The following is a 19,345-nucleotide window of genomic DNA, read 5'->3' as shown; positions in this document are numbered from 1 at the left end:
GGTATGGCCGATACCGCCCATGGCCACCAGTTTTTCGGCTTTATCTACCGCATCTTCAAAATCTTTCGCGCGGTACATTGCCAGGGTCGGGGAAAGTTTTTCGTGAGCGAACGGTTCGCTTTCATCAACAACTTTAACTTCACCGATCAGAATCTTGGTGGTCACCGGAACGCTAAAGCCGGCGAGCTCGGCGATTTTATAAGCCGGCTGACCCACGATAGCGGCGTTCAGCGCGCCATTTTTCAGGATGACATCCTGAACGGCTTTCAGCTCTTTACCCTGCAACAGGTAACCGCCATGGCTGGCAAAACGTTCGCGAACCGCATCGTATACTGAATCGACCACTACAACTGACTGTTCAGATGCGCAGATCACGCCGTTATCGAAGGTTTTGGACATCAGAACCGAAGCCACAGCGCGTTTGATATCGGCGGTTTCGTCAATAACCACCGGGGTGTTGCCCGCGCCGACGCCGATAGCCGGTTTACCGGAGCTGTATGCCGCTTTCACCATCCCCGGACCGCCAGTGGCGAGAATCAGGTTAATGTCGGGGTGGTGCATCAGCGCGTTGGACAGTTCAACGGAAGGTTGATCGATCCAGCCGATAAGATCTTTCGGCGCGCCTGCCGCGATAGCCGCCTGCAGAACAATATCCGCGGCTTTATTGGTGGCTTCTTTGGCGCGCGGGTGCGGAGAGAAGATGATGGCGTTACGGGTCTTCAGACTGATTAGCGATTTGAAGATAGCGGTAGATGTCGGGTTAGTGGTCGGAACGATACCGCAGATGATACCGATCGGTTCAGCAATCGTGATAGTACCAAAGGTGTCGTCCTCAGACAGCACGCCGCAGGTTTTTTCATCTTTATAAGCGTTGTAGATGTACTCAGAAGCGAAGTGGTTTTTAATCACTTTATCTTCAATGATACCCATGCCGGATTCGGCAACGGCCATCTTAGCGAGGGGAATTCGAGCATCTGCAGCTGCCAGAGCGGCGGCGCGGAAGATCTTGTCGACCTGTTCTTGGGTGAAGTTGGCGTATTCACGCTGGGCTTTTTTGACGCGCTCGACGAGTGCGTTAAGTTCAGCGACGTTAGTAACGGCCATAATGCTCTCCTGATAATGTTAAACTCTTTTAGTAAATCAGCTGCTCGAAACGACAGTATAGTCCTCTGGAAACAGCTTGCTTTGTACTGCGGGAGTCACTGTATATTTTAAACATCCGACACCGCGCTGATTTACTAAAAGAGCCTTGCCTTAACATTCTCCGAAAGACGGTTTCTGTTTTCCCTGGCGGCGAGTCCAAGATTACTCACTTCTGAGTAGGTATTTTGTGATCTGCGTCAATTTTTATCAATGCTGACACCTTTCAGCAGGGTGTTTTAGTGCTTTTAGCTCAGGTTTAAACTATTAGTTACAGCGCGGGAATATTAAATTCCCATAAAGATTACAAATGACTAACATTATGCTTGTCTGCTGCTTCTGGTTACAGAAAGCCGCGTTCTGTCCCGATAAATGCCGTGGCGCCAGCAGGGTTTTTCTATTACCCTACGCCGGCCTGTCATTTGTCTACCTGCGGAGCCGTGAGTGACTCAATTTTTAATTGATTTAACTGTCTATGTTAAATTTTTTGTTGGTCTGTTTGCCCTGGTAAACCCGGTAGGGATCATTCCGGTATTTATCAGCATGACCAGCTATCAGACGGCGCAGGCCAGAAATAAAACCAATTTCACGGCGAATCTTTCCGTGGCGATTATTCTCTGGTCGTCTCTGTTTCTGGGGGATGCCATCCTGCAGGTATTTGGCATCTCTATCGATTCGTTCCGCATTGCCGGCGGGATCCTGGTGGTGACTATCGCCATGTCGATGATTAGCGGCAAGCTGGGGGAAGACAAACAAAACAAGCAGGAAAAATCGGAGACTGCGATTCGCGAAAGCGTGGGGGTTGTCCCGCTGGCGTTGCCGCTTATGGCCGGGCCTGGCGCTATCAGTTCAACGATTGTCTGGGGTAGCCGATACCACAACTGGTATTACTTGCTGGGTTTCTTTGTGGCGATAGCTCTGTTTGCCGTGTGCTGTTGGTTGCTGTTCCGCGCCGCGCCCTGGCTGGTCAGATTCCTTGGTCAGACGGGGATTAACGTCATTACCCGAATTATGGGGTTATTACTGATGGCGCTGGGCATCGAATTTATTGTTACCGGGGTGAGGGCACTGTTTCCCGGGCTGGCGGCTTAATGTACTGACCCGGTTATTCAGGCGGAGCTGATGCTCCGCTTTTTTATGTCAAAATATTACGTAGCTGTTATTCATCAGTCCGCCTGTTCGGTAAAAGAAATGGCTATAAAAACGAACAGTGAGCCAGCGGCAGAACCCTTCTGAGTACCAGGATGTCATTGCCTGCGCAATTCTCATCCGCCATCCCTGATGGCCCTGTAGCCAGGGTGATAGCCGTGCTGCCGCGCAGGTTCGGGAGAGGATATGCGGCATAATGCTTAAGTATTGCTACATTGTTTGTTAGGTGATGCCGGGAACTGAACGATCAATTTACATATAGATTTAGCTTATCGATAAATTGATGATAATTATATTTTTCCTGAAGGATATATTACGGCACCTGATTGCAGGTCAATTTATCATCAAAAAAGGATGGCTTAACAAATTTGCAAATTGTATTGGCGTGATTCCGGCGGGTTTGGTACGATCCGGCAAAAGCGGCAGGCTGGTAATAATTTGTGGCCACTGCTTGAGTGGGAAGTGCAATGTTAAAGCATGAAGGAAGCGGTTTATTACGGACTGGTTAAATAAAAAGCTGAAACGATATCAGTCAACCCGTCCTGGATCTGGCTTGTCATCAGACATAATAACAATCGGAGTAATGACACAATGACCATCATCACATCAAAAAAAAGAGTTGCTATCATCGTTGCCGCCGCGCTGTGCGCCACCAGCGCGGCATTTGCGGCCAGCGTACCGGAAGGCGTGCAACTGGCGGATAAACAGACGCTGGTGCGTAATAATGGCGCCGAAGTACAGTCGCTCGATCCTCACAAAATTGAGGGAGTTCCGGAATCAAATGTCAGCCGCGATCTGTTTGAGGGATTATTGATTAGCGATCCGCAGGGCCATCCTACCCCTGGGGTTGCGGAAAAATGGGATAATAAGGACTTTAAAGTCTGGACATTCCATCTGCGTAAAGATGCTAAATGGTCAGATGGTTCGCCGGTTACCGCCCAGGACTTTGTCTATAGCTGGCAGCGTCTGGCGGATCCCAAAACCGCGTCCCCTTACGAAAGTTATTTGCAGTACGGTCATATTGCTAATATTGATGACATTATCACCGCTAAAAAACCGGCCAGCGATTTAGGCGTGAAGGCGCTGGACGACCATACGCTGGAAGTCACGCTTAGTGAGCCGGTACCTTATTTTTATAAACTGCTGGTGCACTCTTCGATGTCGCCGGTGCCGAAATCGGTCATTGAAAATGCCGGGGATAAGTGGACCCAGCCGGCTAATATCATCACCAATGGCGCTTATAAACTGAAAAACTGGGTAGTGAATGAGCGGATTGTTCTGGAACGTAATACTCAGTACTGGGATAACGCGCGTACGGTGATCAATCAGGTGACCTATCTGCCTATCGCCTCTGAAGTCACCGATGTGAACCGCTACCGCAGCGGTGAAATTGAGATGACGTATAACCAACTGCCGATTGAACTGTTCCAGAAACTGAAAAAAGAAATTCCCAACGAAGTCCACGTCGATCCTTACCTGTGCACTTATTACTATGAAATTAATAACCACAAAGCGCCGTTTACCGATCCGCGGGTGCGCGCCGCGCTGAAGCTGGGACTGGATCGCGATATTATTGTTAATAAAGTCAAAAATCAGGGAGATTTACCGGCTTATGGCTATACGCCGCCGTATACCGATGGCGCTAAGCTGACTGAACCAGAGTGGTTTGGCTGGAGCCAGGAAAAACGCAATGAAGAGGCTAAAAAACTGCTCGCCGAAGCCGGTTATAGTAAAGATAAGCCGCTCACTTTTAACCTGTTGTACAACACTTCCGATCTGCATAAGAAACTGGCGATCGCCGTTGCCTCCATCTGGCAGAAAAATATTGGCGTCAATGTGAAGCTGGAAAATCAGGAGTGGAAAACCTTCCTTGACAGCCGCCACCAGGGGAATTTCTCCGTGGCCCGCGCTGGCTGGTGTGGCGACTATAATGAACCGACCGCCTTCCTGAATACCATGCTCTCCAACAGTTCTAACAACACCTCACATTACAAGAGCCCGGCGTTCGATAAAATCATGCAACAGGCAATACAGGTCTCTGATGAAGCGCGGCGTAGCGAGCTGTATAACCAGGCGGAGCAACAGCTGGATAAAGACTCGGTGATCGTGCCGCTTTACTACTATGTTAACGCCCGGCTGGTGAAGCCGTGGGTCGGCGGATACACCGGTAAAGACCCGCAGGATTTTCTGTATGTAAAAGATCTGTACATTATCAAACATTAATGGCGATACGCGGGGCTGGAAAACCAGGCCCCGCGGTGTCTGATTTTTGGGTATTGAAGGCACAGGCCATAGGGTACGGGCAATGTTGAAATTTATTCTCCGCCGCTGTCTGGAAGCAATTCCGACGCTATTTATTCTTATTACTATCTCCTTTTTCATGATGCGGCTCGCGCCGGGTAGTCCTTTTACCGGTGAGCGCAATCTGCCGCCAGAAGTGATGGCCAATATCGAAGCGAAATATCACCTGAATGATCCGATCATGACTCAGTACTTCAACTATCTGAAGCAACTGGCGCACGGGGACTTTGGCCCATCGTTTAAATATAAAGATTATTCGGTCAACGATCTGGTGGCCTCTTCGTTTCCGGTGTCGGCAAAACTGGGAGCCGCCGCGTTCTTACTGGCGGTGGTTATCGGTGTTTCCGCTGGCGTGATAGCCGCTCTGAAACAGAACACTCGCTGGGACTATTCGGTAATGGGGCTGGCGATGACCGGCGTGGTGATCCCGAGCTTTGTGGTGGCGCCGTTACTGGTATTGATTTTCGCCATCACTCTGCAATGGCTGCCGGGGGGCGGCTGGAACGGCGGGGCGCTGAAATACATGATTCTGCCGATGGTGGCGCTGTCGCTGGCTTATATTGCCAGCATTGCCCGTATCACCCGCGGTTCGATGATTGAAGTACTGCACTCTAATTTTATTCGCACCGCCCGGGCCAAAGGGTTACCGATGCGGCGCATTATTTTGCGCCACGCCCTGAAGCCGGCACTGTTGCCGGTATTGTCTTATATGGGGCCCGCTTTTGTCGGCATCATTACCGGTTCCATGGTCATTGAAACCATCTACGGTTTACCCGGGATTGGCCAGCTGTTTGTTAACGGCGCGCTTAACCGCGACTATTCGCTGGTACTCAGTCTGACTATTCTGGTCGGGACGTTAACCATCCTGTTTAACGCCGTTGTCGATGTGCTGTATGCGGTCATCGATCCGAAAATCCGCTACTGATGCAGAGGAGCCCGATGATGTTAACCAGGAAAAACAGCGAAGCGCTGGAACATTTCAGCGAACAACTGGAGGTCGAGGGGCGCAGCCTGTGGCAGGACGCGCGCCGACGCTTTATTCATAACCGGGCGGCGGTGGCCAGTTTGCTGGTGCTGACCCTTGTTGCTCTGTTCGTTATTTTTGCCCCGATGCTGTCGTCATTTACCTATTTCGATACTGACTGGGGCATGATGTCCAGCGCCCCGGATAGGGCGTCAGGGCACTATTTCGGCACCGATTCTTCAGGCCGCGATCTGCTGGTGCGGGTCGCTATCGGGGGGCGAATATCTCTGATGGTCGGGGTGGCTGCCGCGCTGGTCGCGGTGGTGGTAGGGACGCTGTATGGGTCCCTCTCCGGCTATCTGGGCGGCAAAGTGGATTCCGTGATGATGCGCCTGCTGGAGATCCTCAACTCGTTTCCCTTTATGTTCTTCGTCATTCTGCTGGTGACCTTTTTCGGCCAGAACATTCTGCTGATCTTTGTGGCTATCGGAATGGTGTCGTGGCTGGATATGGCGCGTATCGTCAGGGGCCAGACCCTGAGCCTTAAGCGCAAAGAGTTTATTGAGGCGGCGCAGGTGGGCGGCGTATCGACGGCCAGCATTGTGCTGCGCCATATCGTGCCTAACGTACTTGGCGTGGTGGTGGTCTACGCTTCGCTGCTGGTGCCGAGTATGATTTTGTTTGAGTCTTTCCTGAGTTTCCTTGGGCTGGGTACTCAGGAGCCGCTGAGCAGTTGGGGGGCGTTGCTCAGCGATGGCGCCAATTCTATGGAGGTTTCTCCCTGGCTGCTGCTGTTTCCGGCGGGCTTTCTGGTGGTAACCCTGTTTTGTTTTAATTTTATCGGCGACGGTCTGCGCGACGCCCTCGATCCGAAAGACCGCTAAGGAGTGTCGCTATGAGTAACACCGAAACCTCACCGGCACTGCTGGATGTGCGGAATCTACGGGTGACTTTCACTACCCCGGACGGCGATGTCACGGCGGTAAATGATCTGAATTTCCGCCTGCGCGCCGGTGAAACGTTAGGTATCGTCGGCGAGTCCGGCTCCGGGAAATCCCAGACGGCGTTTGCCCTGATGGGGCTGCTGGCGCCTAATGGCCGCACCGCTGGCTCTGCCAGGTTCAATGGGAGGGAGATCCTCAATCTGCCGGAACACGAGTTAAATCGTCTGCGGGCAGAACAGATTTCGATGATATTTCAGGACCCGATGACCTCCCTGAATCCCTATATGCGCGTTGGCGAACAGCTTATGGAAGTGCTGATGCTGCATAAAAATATGAGCAAAGCAGAAGCGTTTGACGAGTCGGTACGCATGCTGGACGCAGTCAAGATGCCGGAGGCGCGCAAACGCATGCGTATGTTCCCCCACGAATTTTCCGGCGGGATGCGGCAGCGGGTGATGATCGCCATGGCGCTGTTATGCCGACCTAAACTCTTGATTGCCGATGAGCCAACCACGGCGCTGGATGTCACCGTTCAGGCGCAGATTATGACATTGCTCAATGAGCTTAAGCGGGAATTTAATACCGCCATTGTGATGATTACTCACGATCTGGGCGTGGTCGCTGGTATCTGTGACAAGGTGCTGGTGATGTACGCCGGGCGCACCATGGAGTATGGCACCGCCAGGGAGGTGTTCTATCACCCGACGCACCCGTACTCCATCGGCTTGCTCAACGCGGTGCCGCGCCTTGATGCGCAAGGGGAAGCGCTACTGACGATCCCCGGCAATCCGCCTAATCTGTTGCGGTTGCCGCAGGGCTGCCCATTTCAACCGCGCTGCCCGAGCGCCATGGCGATATGTACCACTATGCCGCCGCTGGAATCCTTTGCTGAAGGACGTCTGCGCGCCTGCTTTAAACCGCTGGAGGAGTGACGATGAACGCGGTATCAGAACAGAGAAACGTGCTGCTGGAAGTGGCGGATCTGAAAGTACACTTTGCGATTAAAGACGGGAAACAGTGGTTCTGGCAGCCGGGGAAAACCCTCAAGGCGGTAGATGGCGTGACGCTGCGCCTGTACGAGGGGGAGACGCTGGGTGTGGTGGGTGAATCGGGTTGCGGTAAATCAACGTTCGCCAGAGCGATTATCGGGCTGGTGAAGGCCACCGGCGGTCGGGTAACCTGGCTGGGCAATGACCTGCTGGGGATGACGGCCCGGCAGTGGCGGGAGGTGCGCAGCGATATCCAGATGATTTTCCAGGATCCGCTGGCGTCCCTGAACCCGCGGATGACGGTCGGGGAGATAATCGCCGAGCCGCTGCGAACTTATCACCCGAGAATGACGCGCCAGGAGGTGCGTGAGCGGGTAAAAGCGATGATGATGAAGGTTGGGCTGCTGCCGAATCTCATTAACCGTTACCCTCATGAATTTTCCGGCGGCCAGTGCCAGCGTATTGGTATTGCCCGGGCGCTGATCCTGGAGCCGAAACTGATTATCTGTGATGAACCGGTGTCAGCGCTGGATGTGTCGATTCAGGCTCAGGTGGTGAATTTATTACAGCAACTACAGCGCGAAATGGGGCTGTCGCTGATTTTCATCGCTCATGACCTGGCGGTTGTGAAGCATATTTCTGACCGTGTGCTGGTAATGTATCTCGGCCATGCGGTGGAACTGGGGACGTATGATGAGGTGTATCAGAATCCGCTTCACCCCTATACCAGGGCGCTGATGTCCGCGGTGCCGATTCCCGATCCCGATCTGGAGAAACGCAAGACGATTCAGTTGCTGGAGGGGGAGCTACCGTCGCCGATCAATCCGCCGTCGGGATGTGTATTTCGCACCCGCTGTCCGATTGCCGGCCCGGAGTGCGCGCAAACCCGTCCGGTGCTGGAAGGCAGTTTTCGCCACGCGGTTTCGTGCCTGAAAGTTGATCCGCTATAAGCAAAAAGGGCTGACATTGCGTCAGCCCTTTACTGAATTATTCACGCCATAAAATATGACACAGCTTGTGGTTCTTCTCCCGACACAGCAGCACGCGGGCAAAAATGTCATTGATTTCGCCCTCGTCGCTGTCCGCCAGGCCAATCACCACTTCGGCGAAAAAATCAGGGTTAAGATCGAAATCAACATGTTCGGCCCAGTCTTCGGACGGATCAAACAGCTCGGCGCCGCCGCGTTCCTCGAACTGCAGATTAAATAAAATGATATCCGCCGGATCGAGATTATCGGCCGCCAGTTCGAGAAAAATGTCGTAGGCCTGCTCAAGGGTTTCGTCTTCGGTAAGACGATTATTTAAATCCATATCCATATCGTTACCGCTTATTCAGTCGGGAATGGGGCACGTTTTACAGCAACGGGCTAAAGAAGTAAAACACTCGTTCAGCGATGCGCTGCCAGAGTGGGCGTTTCAGCCACAGCCGGGCGTCAACCAACCGGGAGCGGGAGATATAATCGTCCTGGACGGCCGCCAGCTCGCTGCCGAACCCGGCATCATCAATCACCAGGGTGATTTCAAAGTTCAGCCACAGACTGCGCATGTCCAGATTGACCGTTCCCACCAGGCTCAACTCACCATCCACCAGCACGCTCTTGGTATGCAGCAGGCCGCCTTCGAACTGGTAAATTTTCACGCCGGCCGCCAGCAGTTCACTGAAAAAGGCCCGACTGGCCCAGCCGACCAGTACCGAGTCGTTTTTGCGCGGCACGATAATGCTGACATCCACGCCGCGCTGGGCGGCGGTACAGATGGCGTGCAGTAGATCGTCGCTGGGCACGAAGTAGGGGGTTGTCATAATCAGATATTCCCGGGCGGCATACACCGAGGTCAACAAGGCCTGATGGATCAGGTCTTCCGGAAACCCCGGGCCGGAGGCAATAGTCTGAATGGTGTGGCCGCTGGCCTGTTCGAACGGCATGATATTGACGTCCGGTGGCGGCGGTAAAATACGCTTCCCGGTTTCAATCTCCCAGTCGCAGGAATAGACCACGCCCATTGAAGTGGCCACCGGGCCTTCCATACGCGCCATCAGATCGATCCACTGGCCGACGCCGGCATTCTGTTTAAAGAAGCGCGGATCGACCATATTCATACTGCCGGTATAGGCGATGTAGTTATCGATCATCACCATTTTGCGGTGCTGGCGTAAATCCATGCGTCTGAGAAACACACGCATCAGATTCACTTTCAGGGCCTCGACCACTTCTACCCCGGCGTTACGCATCATGTTTGCCCACGGACTGCGAAAAAACGTCACGCTGCCGGCGGAGTCCAGCATCAGACGGCAGTGTACCCCGCGGCGCGCGGCGGCCATCAGCGATTCCGCCACCAGGTCCGCCATTCCACCCGGTTGCCAGATATAGAACACCATCTCGATGTTGTGGCGCGCCAGTTGAATATCGCGGATCAGCGCCTGCATCACATCGTCGGAAGAAGTCAGTAGCTGTAATTGATTGCCTTTAACGCCGCCAATTCCCTGACGCCGCTCGCATAGCTGAAACAGAGAGCGCGCCACTTCGCTGGTTTCAGTGGCGAAAATATGTTTACAGGCTTTGAGGTTGTTCAACCATCTGGCGGTGGAGGGCCACATCGCCTGGGCCCGCTCCGCCCGGCGTTTCCCGAGATGCAGCTCGCCAAACGAGAGGTAAGCGATAATACCCACCAGTGGCAGGATATAGATGATCAACAGCCAGGCCATCGCTGACGGAACGGCGCGGCGTTTCATCAGAATACGCAAGGTTACCCCGGCGATCAGTAACCAGTAGCCGAGAATCACCAGCCAGCTAACGACGGTATAAAAGGTCGTCATAGAAAAACCCGTTAAAATTCTTTTGCTAAGAGTGTACGCAGAAGTTCACAGACAGGAAACCCAAACGCTCAGAAAAGCGCTGGTTAAGCTGGCCCGGAGGTCTATAATGAATCGTCTTTTTCAGAGATGAGTTGTAGAAAATGAGGCATAGTCGAACAGAGGTTGGGCGCTGGCGCATGCTGCGTCAGGTACAGCGGCGCAAAGCGCGCTGGCTGGAGGCTCAATCCCGCCGCAACATGCGTATTCACGCGATCAGAAAGTGTCTGGTCAGCCGGCAGCGCCATTTGTTGCTGTTTGCTACCCAGGAAAGCTAATATCGATTTGGGCACCTCTCCCGGTGCCCGCAAAATCATATCCTTATCTTACCCTGGTGGCGCTGGCGTCTATTTTTTCCAGTGCAGGGCAAGGTGCTGCAGCAGCATGATGGTCTTGGCATCCATGATTTCTCCGCTGTTTATTGCCGCCAGCGCTCTGTCAAGCGGCCACTCGAGAACTTCAATATCTTCGCCTTCATCGGCGAGCCCGCCGCCGCTGCCATTGCGATCCTGGTCGGTGTACTCCGCCATAAAAAAATAGAGTTTTTCCGTCACCGAGCCGGGGCTCATATAGGCTTCAAACAGCTTTTCAATCCGGGTAACCTTAAATCCGGTCTCTTCTTGCGCTTCGGCAATGATGCGCTCTTCCGGCGCTGCGTTATCCAGCAGACCCGCCGCCGCCTCAATTAAAAAGCCATTGTGACCGTTGATATAGACCGGGAAGCGAAATTGCCTGGTCAGAACGACGGTTTGCTTTGCGCGGTTATACAGCAGGATCACTGCGCCATTACCGCGATCGTAGGCTTCGCGGTTCTGTTCCTGCCAGGTGCCGTCCCGACGCTGTAATTCGAAGCGATAGGTTTTCAGCGTATACCAGTTATCGGATAACAGCGTTTCCTGCACGTTACGGACGTATTGTGATTGATTTTGCACGTTTTACTCTCCACACAGCTGAGTAAAGCAGACTATCATGCATAATCGTGCATTATCAAGCATGATCGTGAGCAGACATGGCGGGGTTACTGGCGGGAAATCAGCCTGCTGTCTGTCAGGCAATCCTGTTATCGATTGGGCTGGGTAAGGAAAGGGATGGGTTGTCTTAACCGGTGGAAAAATTAAGGGCACATCAGAAAAGAGTGCCCTGCGTCATGTTGTCCTGCGTGTGTCTAATAAATTGAAATAAAAAATCTTTTGGCGTAATCAGAATACTTTTTTATAAGGTTTAACCGAAACCGTCTTATAAACGCCGGCGGCGATATAAGGATCGTCCTGAGCCCAGGATTGCGCGGCTTCCAGTGACGTGAATTCAGCGATGACGGTAGAGCCGGTAAATCCTGCGGCGCCGGGATCGTTGCTGTCGACGGCAGGCATCGGGCCGGCGGTGAGCAGGCGTCCTTCATCGTGCAGGAGTTTGAGGCGGGCAAGGTGGGCCGGGCGTACTGCCAGGCGTTTTTCCAGTGAGTCGGCGTTATCTTCAGCGTAAATCACATACAACACGGGTAAAACTCCTTCTAAGTAAGCGTGGGGGTAACGTTATGTGATTAGCCGACGCTCTGCAATTGAAAGATGTCTGCGGTGTTAAATCATTAGCAATTATGCGGATAAAAACAGCAATTATGCGTTTTACCACAGACAAAAGTGGGTGCGTTATTGAATATGATTGCTATTTGCATTTAAAATTAACCACTCTTTAGAAAACAGACACGACTATGACTTCAATGACCCTCGATTTACCTCGCCGCTTTCCATGGTCGCCGATACTTTCCATCGGCCTGCATGGCGCAGTTATAGCCGGCTTGCTTTACACATCGGTACATCAGGGTATTGAGCTTCCGGCGCCGGTCCAGCCTATCAGTATTACCATGGTCGCGCCGGCTGATCTTGAGCCGCCGCAGGCTGTTCAGCCGCCGGCGCAACCGGTGGTGGAGCCTGAACCCGAGCCTGAGCCGGAAGTCTTACCGGAGCCGCCAAAAGAAGCGCCGGTGGTGATCCATAAACCGAAACCTAAGCCCAGGCCTAAACCGAAGCCGAAACCGGTGGAAAAGAAGCCTGAGCGCGAAGTAAAACCGGTTGAACCGCGCCCGGTGACTACGCCATCGGCCAGTAACAATACCACGGCGGCGGCACGTACCGCGCCCACTAACCAGACTTCCGGCGCGCAGTCGACCGTTTCCGCCCCGCAGGGGCCTAAAGTATTGAGCCGCGGTGAGCCAGTGTATCCGCAGCGCGCTCAGGCGTTGCGTATCGAAGGCAATGTGCGGATTCGCTTTGATGTTAACAGCGATGGGCGGGTGGAGAATCTGCAAATCTTGTCTGCGCAGCCGGCGAATATGTTTGAGCGGGATGTGAAGAATGCCGCGAAGCGCTGGCGTTATCTGCCCGGTCGGCCAGGTAAAGGGCTGGTGCTGAATATTCAGTTTAAAATTAATGGCGGTACTACTATCCAGTAATCGCTGTCCCGGTTACGGATATGAAAAAGCCCCGCAGTGGGGCTTTTTTGTGGCGGCCATCAGCGCTGCGGCTCAGGTAGTGGCCGCGATTTGCCTCCATTATCCACCGCGACATAGATAAACACCGCCTCGGTGGCGCGGTAGCGCTGTCCGATAGGCTCGGAAGAGACCTTTTTCACCCAGACTTCAATGTTTACCGTGATGGAGGTGGTGCCGCGCTTTACGCAGCGCGCATAGCAGCACACCACATCCCCGACGGCGACGGGTTTGAGAAAAGTCATTCCGTCCACCCGCACCGTGACGACCCGTCCCTGAGCTATCTCTTTGGCGAGAATCGCGCCGCCGATGTCCATTTGCGACATCAGCCAGCCGCCAAAAATATCGCCATTCGCATTGGTATCGGCCGGCATGGCCAGCGTCCGTAAAACCAGCTCTCCCTGTGGCGCGTCGCGTTGACTCATTTCTCACTTTCCTGTGGCATATGGCGATACATGTAGATCCCACTCAGCAGAGTGAATATCAGCGTCAGAGCCGTCAGTCCGAACACTTTGAAATTCATCCATGTCTCTTCCGACAGCCAGAAGGCGACATAAATATTCAGCAGGCCACAGGCGATAAAAAACAGCGCCCAGGCCATATTCAGGCGCGACCACACCAGCTGTGGCAACGTAATCTCTTTGCCAAGCATGCTCTGGATAAGCGGCTTTTTCATGAACCACTGACCAATCAGCAGCGCGGCGGCAAACAGACCGTAAATGATGGTGACCTTCCACTTGATAAATTCCGGATTGTGGAAATAGATGGTCAGCCCGCCGAAAACGGCGACCAGTATAAAGGTCACCAGCGTGGTTTTTTCCAGCTTGCGGAATTTATACCAGCTATATATCAGCGCCAGCGCGGTGGCGACGATCAGCGCGCCGGAAGCGACGAAAATGTCGTAAAACTTGTAAAAGATGAAAAAGACAATCAGGGGCAGGAAGTCGAGAAACTGCTTCATATTGTGTTCCGTAGAGCAACGACGCCGTGGAACGGCGCCGCATTGGGGTTATTGACGAATAAGCATATACAAACGGAATAAATAAACTAACAACGCGGCGGAAACCAGATTGTTAATGGTATTGATTATTAGTGAAGCCACTACCGGCGTCATCACCGCGAAGGAGGACGCGGCCAGTAACAGCAGCAGTTTCGCCAGCAGCCAGCCAATCACCGCCGGCGCCACAATGCGCATATTGGCCCAGGCCAGATGCATACTGCCGCGCAGGGACGAGAAAATACCGCTTCGATCCTGGACCAGTATCACCGGCGCCAGCGACAGCAGAATGGCCAGCAGCACGCCGGGAACCACGATCAGCATCATGCCAATCTGAATCACAAAGGTGGTGATAAACAGCAGAATAAACAGCCGCGGTAAAGCCGGCGCTGATTCGCCGATGGCGCGCAGAGCGCTGGTACGCTGGCCTGCGGAGACGATCCGGATAAGAAACAACACGCCTCCCACCAGCACAGTATTACCGATCAACGCGGCAAAGGTCGAGGCGGCAGACGCTTTCAACAGGACCTGCTGCTGTTCTGGCGTCATATTTTGCACCAGTTCAAACAGGCCGCTGCTCCCCGCCAGGTTATCACCTTCACTTAACACGGAAAGTTGCTGTTCTCCTGGCGTGAAGGCATGGCCAATCGCCAGTGAGATAAACGCGCACAACAGTGAAATTAACAGGATGGTAATAAACTGATTGCGCAAAAAATTCCCCGCGTCACGGTAAACGGTATTTGCCGTGATAGACATGCACTCTCCTTGGGTTAAGTCAGATTGGTAAGCGTCCGATTGTACCCTGGATAAGCAGGCAGTGGCACCACCGGCCAGCGCGCGATTGCGCAGATTTAGCGCATATAGTGCGCCATTGGATCGCCGCACTCGCAAGCGCGAGGTCGTAGTGTAAAAAAATGTCTGCGGTTGGTAAAAAAACAGCGCGCAGGTTGACTATCCGCTGACCAAATCGGCTGGCGATGAATGTTCTGATTTGTTACATGACTCATAAATTCAACAAATAAAAAAATACAAATTCATCATCGGGTTATGTCTGTAGCAACGCGTCAGGCTACCAGCCGTTTTGCAAAAATACGGATTATTCGCTCCCGGAAGTCTGCCACAGTGATAACTACCCCTGAATATCGCCAAAAGTGTGAGACAGGACAACATATTACCTGGGGAGAGACATCGAAAAACGCAATTAAATCATCAGGCATAAATTGATCGAGATCGAATTTATCCTTTTCGAAGTTTTACAGAAAATTAATTCAGATCATTGAATGTAAAAATAGTGAAGAAAATGTGATCGAGAGGGGATCAAATTATACTCCCGAATAGGTATATTCAACGCGCGAATCAATAAAACCACGTAGAGGGAAGGGATATGAAAAAGTTAACAGTGGCATTGTTAGCATTAAGCACGCTCTCCGGGACGGCAATCGCCCATGATGAGGGAGAGTTCTTTATGCGCGTCGGTACTGCAACAGTAAGACCGAGCGAAGGTTCAGACAACGTTCTGGGCATGGGCGGTTTTAACGTAAATAACAATACCCAGATGGGGCTGACGTTCACCTGGATGGCGACCGAGAACATCGGTATTGAACTGCTGGCAGCGACGCCGTTCCGCCATAAAGTCGGTCTCGGGCCGACCGGTGATATCGCGACTGTCAGACATCTGCCGCCGACACTGATGGCTCAGTGGTACTTTGGCGATGCGGGAACCAAACTGCGTCCGTATCTTGGGGTGGGCGTAAACTACACCACATTCTTTGATGAGAAATTTAACGACACCGGTAAGGGCGCCGGCCTGAGCAATCTGAGCCTGAAAGATTCGTGGGGCGTGGCCGGGCAGGTGGGTCTGGATTATATGATTGACCGCGACTGGTTGATCAACATGTCAGTCTGGTACATGGACATTGACACCGATGTGAAATTCAAAGCGGGCGATCAGCATTATACGATTAACACCCGCCTGGATCCGTGGGTATTCATGTTCTCCGCGGGCTATCGTTTCTGATAGTTCTCTACAGGCCGCCAACCGGCGGCCTGCTTTCTGTTGACGGATTCTGTCCTGTAAATACCATTTCCCTGAAGTATCCCGTCAAAACCAGGCGCGCCCATGTCGGACGGCGCCTGACAGTCCCTCAATGGCTCAATGTCGCTGCCTTCATACTGCGGGTAAAGGCGGTTAACTCCTGCAGCATTGCCGCCGGGTTATCGATATTGCGTTCGATAATCTTCACTACCGCTGAACCGGAGATAGCGCCAGCGGCACCCGCCGCGATAGCGTCGCGAACCTGTGCCGGCTCGGAAATCCCGAAACCCTGCAGCGGCGGCGCGGCGTGATATTCCGTGAGCTTCGCCACCAGATGGTGTAACGGCAGGCTGGCGCGGTTTTCGGCGCCGGTGACGCCAGCCCGGGAAAGCAGGTATGTGTATCCGCGGCCATGGGAGGCTATCTCCCGCAACAACTCATCATCCGCATTGGGTGGGCAGATAAAAATCGGCGCGACGTTATGACGCATCGCCGCCTGGCGGAACGGCGCGGACTCTTCCACCGGCACATCGGCGACCAGTACCGAATCGACGCCCACTTTGGCGCACAGCGCATAAAATTCATCAATACCCCGGTTGAATACCAGATTGGCGTACATCAGCAGGCCGATGGGAATATCCGGATACTTCTGGCGAATAGCCGCGAGCATTTCGAAACACTGGCTCGGGGTGACGCCGGAGGCAAAAGCGCGCAGTGTGGCATTCTGAATAGTCGGGCCGTCGGCCAGCGGATCGGAAAACGGAATCCCCAGTTCCAGCGCGTCGGCGCCGCCTTCAATCAGGCTGTCGATGATGCGCAGCGACTGTTCCGGCGACGGATCGCCCAGCGTGACGAAGGGGACAAAAGCGCCTTCCTGGCGGGCCTGCAGGCGCTTGAATAACAGATCATAACGTTCCATCAGATTTCCCCTCGTGCTTTCAGAATATCGTGAACAGTAAAGATGTCTTTGTCGCCGCGGCCAGACAGGTTCACCACCAGCAATTGCTCTTGCTGCGGATTTTCACGCATCATTTTCAGAGCGTGGGCCAGCGCGTGGGAAGACTCCAGCGCTGGCAGGATCCCCTCCTGGCGACACAGCACCTGGAAAGCTTCCAGCGCTTCGTCATCAGTAATCGAGACGTAATCCGCCCGGCCGGTACTGTTCAGATAAGCGTGCTGCGGGCCGACGGACGGAAAGTCCAGGCCGGCGGAAATCGAATAGGACTCTTCAATTTGCCCTTCGTCAGTTTGCATCATCGGCGATTTCATTCCGAAGTAGATGCCGACCCGGCCATGCTTCAGCGGCGCGCCGTGCTCGCCGGTTTCGATGCCGTGCCCGGCAGGCTCGACGCCGATGAGTTTAACGCTGGTATCGTTGATAAAGTCGGCGAACATCCCGATCGCGTTGGAACCGCCGCCCACGCAGGCGATGACCGCGTCCGGCAGACGACCTTCTTTTTCCTGCAACTGTGCTTTTGTCTCTTCGCCGATCATACGCTGGTATTCGCGCACAATGGTCGGGAAGGGGTGCGGACCGGCCGCGGTGCCCAGCATGTAGTGGGCGTTCTCGTAGCTGCCGGACCAGTCGCGTAGCGCTTCGTTACAGGCGTCTTTCAGGGTGGCGGAGCCGCTGTGCACCGGGATCACTTCGGCGCCCATCAGGCGCATACGGAAGACATTCGGTGATTGACGTTCAACGTCCTTGGCGCCCATGTAGATACGGCACTTCAGCCCGAGTAGCGCACTGGCGATTGCCGACGCCACCCCGTGCTGGCCGGCCCCGGTTTCAGCGATGATCTCGGTTTTACCCATTCGTTTGGCGAGCAGCGCCTGGCCGAGTACCTGGTTGGTTTTATGCGCGCCGCCGTGCAGCAGATCTTCACGTTTCAGATACAGGGTGGTGTTGGTGCCGGCGGTAATATTGCGACACTTAGTCAGGGCCGTCGGGCGACCGGCGTAGTTTTTCAGCAGGTCGGTGAACTGGGCCTGAAACTCCGGATCGCTCTGGGCGCTGACAAAGGCTTCTTCCAGTTGGCGCAGGGCCGGCATCAGAATTTGCGGCACGTACATTCCGCCAAATTCACCAAAATAGGGGTTTAGCAATGTTGTCATGAGAATGTTTTTCCTTAATACGCCCGCAGGGTCCGGAAGACCGCCGCCAGCTTGTTGGCATCTTTTATCCCCGGCGCGGATTCCACACCGGAATTGAAATCGAGTCCGCGACAGCCGACGGAGGCGGCCTCCACACAGTTGTCGGCGCTCAGACCGCCGGCCAGCAGTACATTATCCAGCGTCTGGCCGTTGAGCAGGGACCAGTCGAAACGTTTGCCGCTGCCCCCCTGGCCGTTGTCGAGCACATATTTGTCGACCTGTTTCAGGTCGCGCGCCGGTAAAGTATCTCCCACACTTAGCGCTTTCCAGATTTCTACACTTTCAGGCAGCAGGCTGCGCAGCGCGTCGATATATTCCTGATCTTCACTGCCGTGGAGCTGGACGGCGCTCAGGGAGAGCAAATCCGCTTTACGGGCGACATCGGTAATGTCGGTATTGCGGAACACCCCGACGTAGCGCAGTGGCGCAGTGCTGATGAGCTGGCGAGCGCGCTCTTCGCTCACCGCGCGTGGGGAAGAGGGCACAAAAATCAGCCCGCCGTATACCGCGCCCGTCTCGTAAGCCGCGCGGGCATCTTCAGGGCGGGTCAGCCCGCACACTTTATTTTCCCCTAACAGGACCCGGCGCACCGCCCCGGCCAGATCGTCCTCTTCCATCAGCGCTGAGCCGATCAGAAAACCGTTGGCGAAGTGGCTTAATTCACGTACCTGGCGATAGTTGTGAATACCTGATTCGCTGATGACGGTCACCCCATGGCCCAGCCGCGGGGCCAGGGTCCGGGTGCGGTTCAGGTCGATAGACATATCGCGCAGATCGCGGTTATTGATCCCCACAACCTGTGCCTGCAGGGCGATGGCCCGCTCCAGTTCCGCTTCATTACTGACCTCGGTTAGCACACCCATATTGAGACTGTGGGCCACCGCAGACAGTTGACGATACTGCTGGTCATCAAGCACCGATAGCATCAGCAGGCAGGCATCGGCCTGGTAGTATCGGGCGAGGTAAATCTGGTAGGGATCGATAATGAAATCCTTACACAGTACCGGCTGCGTGACGGTCCGGCTGACAATTGGCAGGAAATCAAAGCTGCCCTGGAAGTATTTCTCATCCGTCAGTACCGAAATCGCGGAAGCGTAGTGTTTATAGACCCCGGCAATCCGCTCAGGATCGAAGTCCTCACGAATCAACCCTTTTGACGGCGATGCTTTTTTGCATTCCAGAATAAATGCCGTTCTGGCGCCCTGCAGCGCATCATAAAAGCTGCGGCTACTGGGGACGATGTCGTTCTGAAAACTGGCCAGAGGCTGCTGCTGTTTGCGAGCTTCCACCCAAATCGCCTTGTCCGCGACGATTCTGGTTAATACGGTTTCCTGCATCA

Annotated in this window: 20 protein-coding genes; 9 read left to right on the top strand and 11 right to left on the bottom strand. The window is 53.9% G+C overall.

What is annotated here, in order from left to right; genetic code table 11:
- Positions 1 to 1,104 (bottom strand): aldehyde dehydrogenase family protein (locus AQ981_RS03245; protein WP_121500603.1); only part of this gene is annotated, 1,104 nt, incomplete at its 3' end.
- Between the two features lie 480 nt (positions 1,105 to 1,584).
- Here AQ981_RS03245 and AQ981_RS03240 point away from each other — a divergent pair.
- From AQ981_RS03240 to oppF, 6 genes are all read left to right on the top strand, one after another.
- The gene (locus AQ981_RS03240) at positions 1,585 to 2,232 is read left to right on the top strand and encodes a YchE family NAAT transporter (protein WP_058910299.1); all 648 of its coding nucleotides are present in this window, start codon (positions 1,585 to 1,587) and stop codon (positions 2,230 to 2,232) included.
- A 648-nt stretch (positions 2,233 to 2,880) separates the two neighbouring features.
- Positions 2,881 to 4,512, top strand: a complete 1,632-nt coding sequence (gene oppA / locus AQ981_RS03235) for an oligopeptide ABC transporter substrate-binding protein OppA (protein ID WP_058910298.1) — start codon at positions 2,881 to 2,883, stop codon at positions 4,510 to 4,512.
- Positions 4,513 to 4,594: 82 nt separating this feature from the next.
- Positions 4,595 to 5,515 (top strand): oligopeptide ABC transporter permease OppB, encoded by a 921-nt coding sequence (oppB, locus tag AQ981_RS03230; RefSeq protein WP_058910297.1) that lies wholly within the window; start codon positions 4,595 to 4,597, stop codon positions 5,513 to 5,515.
- A 14-nt stretch (positions 5,516 to 5,529) separates the two neighbouring features.
- A complete protein-coding gene (oppC, locus tag AQ981_RS03225) occupies positions 5,530 to 6,438 on the top strand; it encodes an oligopeptide ABC transporter permease OppC (RefSeq protein WP_058910296.1) in 909 nt (302 codons plus the stop codon).
- Positions 6,439 to 6,449: 11 nt separating this feature from the next.
- On the top strand, positions 6,450 to 7,430 hold the full coding sequence (gene oppD / locus AQ981_RS03220) for an ABC transporter ATP-binding protein (protein ID WP_058910295.1): 981 nt from the start codon (positions 6,450 to 6,452) through the stop codon (positions 7,428 to 7,430).
- Between the two features lie 2 nt (positions 7,431 to 7,432).
- On the top strand, positions 7,433 to 8,437 hold the full coding sequence (gene oppF, locus AQ981_RS03215) for a murein tripeptide/oligopeptide ABC transporter ATP binding protein OppF (RefSeq protein WP_058910294.1): 1,005 nt from the start codon (positions 7,433 to 7,435) through the stop codon (positions 8,435 to 8,437).
- A gap of 37 nt (positions 8,438 to 8,474) precedes the next feature.
- Here oppF and AQ981_RS03210 read toward each other — a convergent pair whose 3' ends face one another.
- Positions 8,475 to 8,804: an HI1450 family dsDNA-mimic protein gene (locus AQ981_RS03210; RefSeq protein WP_058910293.1), complete on the bottom strand. Its 330-nt coding sequence runs from the start codon at positions 8,802 to 8,804 to the stop codon at positions 8,475 to 8,477.
- A 37-nt stretch (positions 8,805 to 8,841) separates the two neighbouring features.
- Complete coding sequence (gene cls, locus AQ981_RS03205) at positions 8,842 to 10,302, bottom strand: cardiolipin synthase (protein WP_058910292.1); 1,461 nt, start codon at positions 10,300 to 10,302, stop codon at positions 8,842 to 8,844.
- Between the two features lie 140 nt (positions 10,303 to 10,442).
- Between cls and AQ981_RS27560 the strand changes: the two genes are divergently transcribed.
- Positions 10,443 to 10,616 carry a YciY family protein gene (locus tag AQ981_RS27560; RefSeq protein ID WP_154675895.1) on the top strand — a complete coding sequence of 58 codons (174 nt, stop codon included), beginning with the start codon at positions 10,443 to 10,445 and terminating at the stop codon, positions 10,614 to 10,616.
- 69 nt (positions 10,617 to 10,685) lie between these two features.
- Here AQ981_RS27560 and AQ981_RS03200 read toward each other — a convergent pair whose 3' ends face one another.
- A complete protein-coding gene (locus AQ981_RS03200; RefSeq protein ID WP_058910291.1) occupies positions 10,686 to 11,270 on the bottom strand; it encodes an NUDIX hydrolase in 585 nt (194 codons plus the stop codon).
- A 267-nt stretch (positions 11,271 to 11,537) separates the two neighbouring features.
- A complete protein-coding gene (locus AQ981_RS03195) occupies positions 11,538 to 11,834 on the bottom strand; it encodes a YciI family protein (protein WP_058910290.1) in 297 nt (98 codons plus the stop codon).
- A gap of 212 nt (positions 11,835 to 12,046) precedes the next feature.
- Between AQ981_RS03195 and AQ981_RS03190 the strand changes: the two genes are divergently transcribed.
- A complete protein-coding gene (locus tag AQ981_RS03190; RefSeq protein ID WP_058910289.1) occupies positions 12,047 to 12,787 on the top strand; it encodes an energy transducer TonB in 741 nt (246 codons plus the stop codon).
- 59 nt (positions 12,788 to 12,846) lie between these two features.
- Here the strand turns inward: AQ981_RS03190 and yciA are convergent, their stop codons facing one another.
- From yciA to AQ981_RS03175, 3 genes are read right to left on the bottom strand one after another with little or no spacing between them, the layout of a single operon-like run.
- Complete coding sequence (gene yciA, locus AQ981_RS03185; protein ID WP_058910288.1) at positions 12,847 to 13,248, bottom strand: acyl-CoA thioester hydrolase YciA; 402 nt, start codon at positions 13,246 to 13,248, stop codon at positions 12,847 to 12,849.
- On the bottom strand, positions 13,245 to 13,784 hold the full coding sequence (locus AQ981_RS03180) for a septation protein A (RefSeq protein WP_058910287.1): 540 nt from the start codon (positions 13,782 to 13,784) through the stop codon (positions 13,245 to 13,247). The genes yciA and AQ981_RS03180 overlap by 4 nt, the downstream gene beginning before the upstream one ends.
- A gap of 48 nt (positions 13,785 to 13,832) precedes the next feature.
- On the bottom strand, positions 13,833 to 14,576 hold the full coding sequence (locus AQ981_RS03175) for a YciC family protein (RefSeq protein WP_058910286.1): 744 nt from the start codon (positions 14,574 to 14,576) through the stop codon (positions 13,833 to 13,835).
- Between the two features lie 628 nt (positions 14,577 to 15,204).
- Here AQ981_RS03175 and ompW point away from each other — a divergent pair.
- Positions 15,205 to 15,837, top strand: coding sequence for an outer membrane protein OmpW (gene ompW, locus AQ981_RS03170; protein WP_058910285.1), 633 nt, complete (start codon positions 15,205 to 15,207; stop codon positions 15,835 to 15,837).
- A gap of 127 nt (positions 15,838 to 15,964) precedes the next feature.
- On the opposite strand, the gene trpA is transcribed toward ompW, so the two are convergent.
- From trpA to trpCF, 3 genes are read right to left on the bottom strand one after another with little or no spacing between them, the layout of a single operon-like run.
- Positions 15,965 to 16,774: a tryptophan synthase subunit alpha gene (trpA, locus tag AQ981_RS03165; protein WP_058910284.1), complete on the bottom strand. Its 810-nt coding sequence runs from the start codon at positions 16,772 to 16,774 to the stop codon at positions 15,965 to 15,967.
- A complete protein-coding gene (gene trpB / locus AQ981_RS03160) occupies positions 16,774 to 17,967 on the bottom strand; it encodes a tryptophan synthase subunit beta (protein ID WP_058910283.1) in 1,194 nt (397 codons plus the stop codon). Before trpB ends, trpA begins: the two co-directional genes overlap by 1 nt.
- A gap of 14 nt (positions 17,968 to 17,981) precedes the next feature.
- Positions 17,982 to 19,343, bottom strand: coding sequence for a bifunctional indole-3-glycerol-phosphate synthase TrpC/phosphoribosylanthranilate isomerase TrpF (gene trpCF / locus AQ981_RS03155; RefSeq protein WP_058910336.1), 1,362 nt, complete (start codon positions 19,341 to 19,343; stop codon positions 17,982 to 17,984).
- Positions 19,344 to 19,345 lie beyond the last annotated feature (2 nt).

The organism is Entomohabitans teleogrylli, assembly GCF_001484765.1.
Taxonomy (GTDB): Bacteria; Pseudomonadota; Gammaproteobacteria; order Enterobacterales; family Enterobacteriaceae; genus Entomohabitans; species Entomohabitans teleogrylli.
This window is presented reverse-complemented; position numbering and strand designations above follow the sequence as displayed.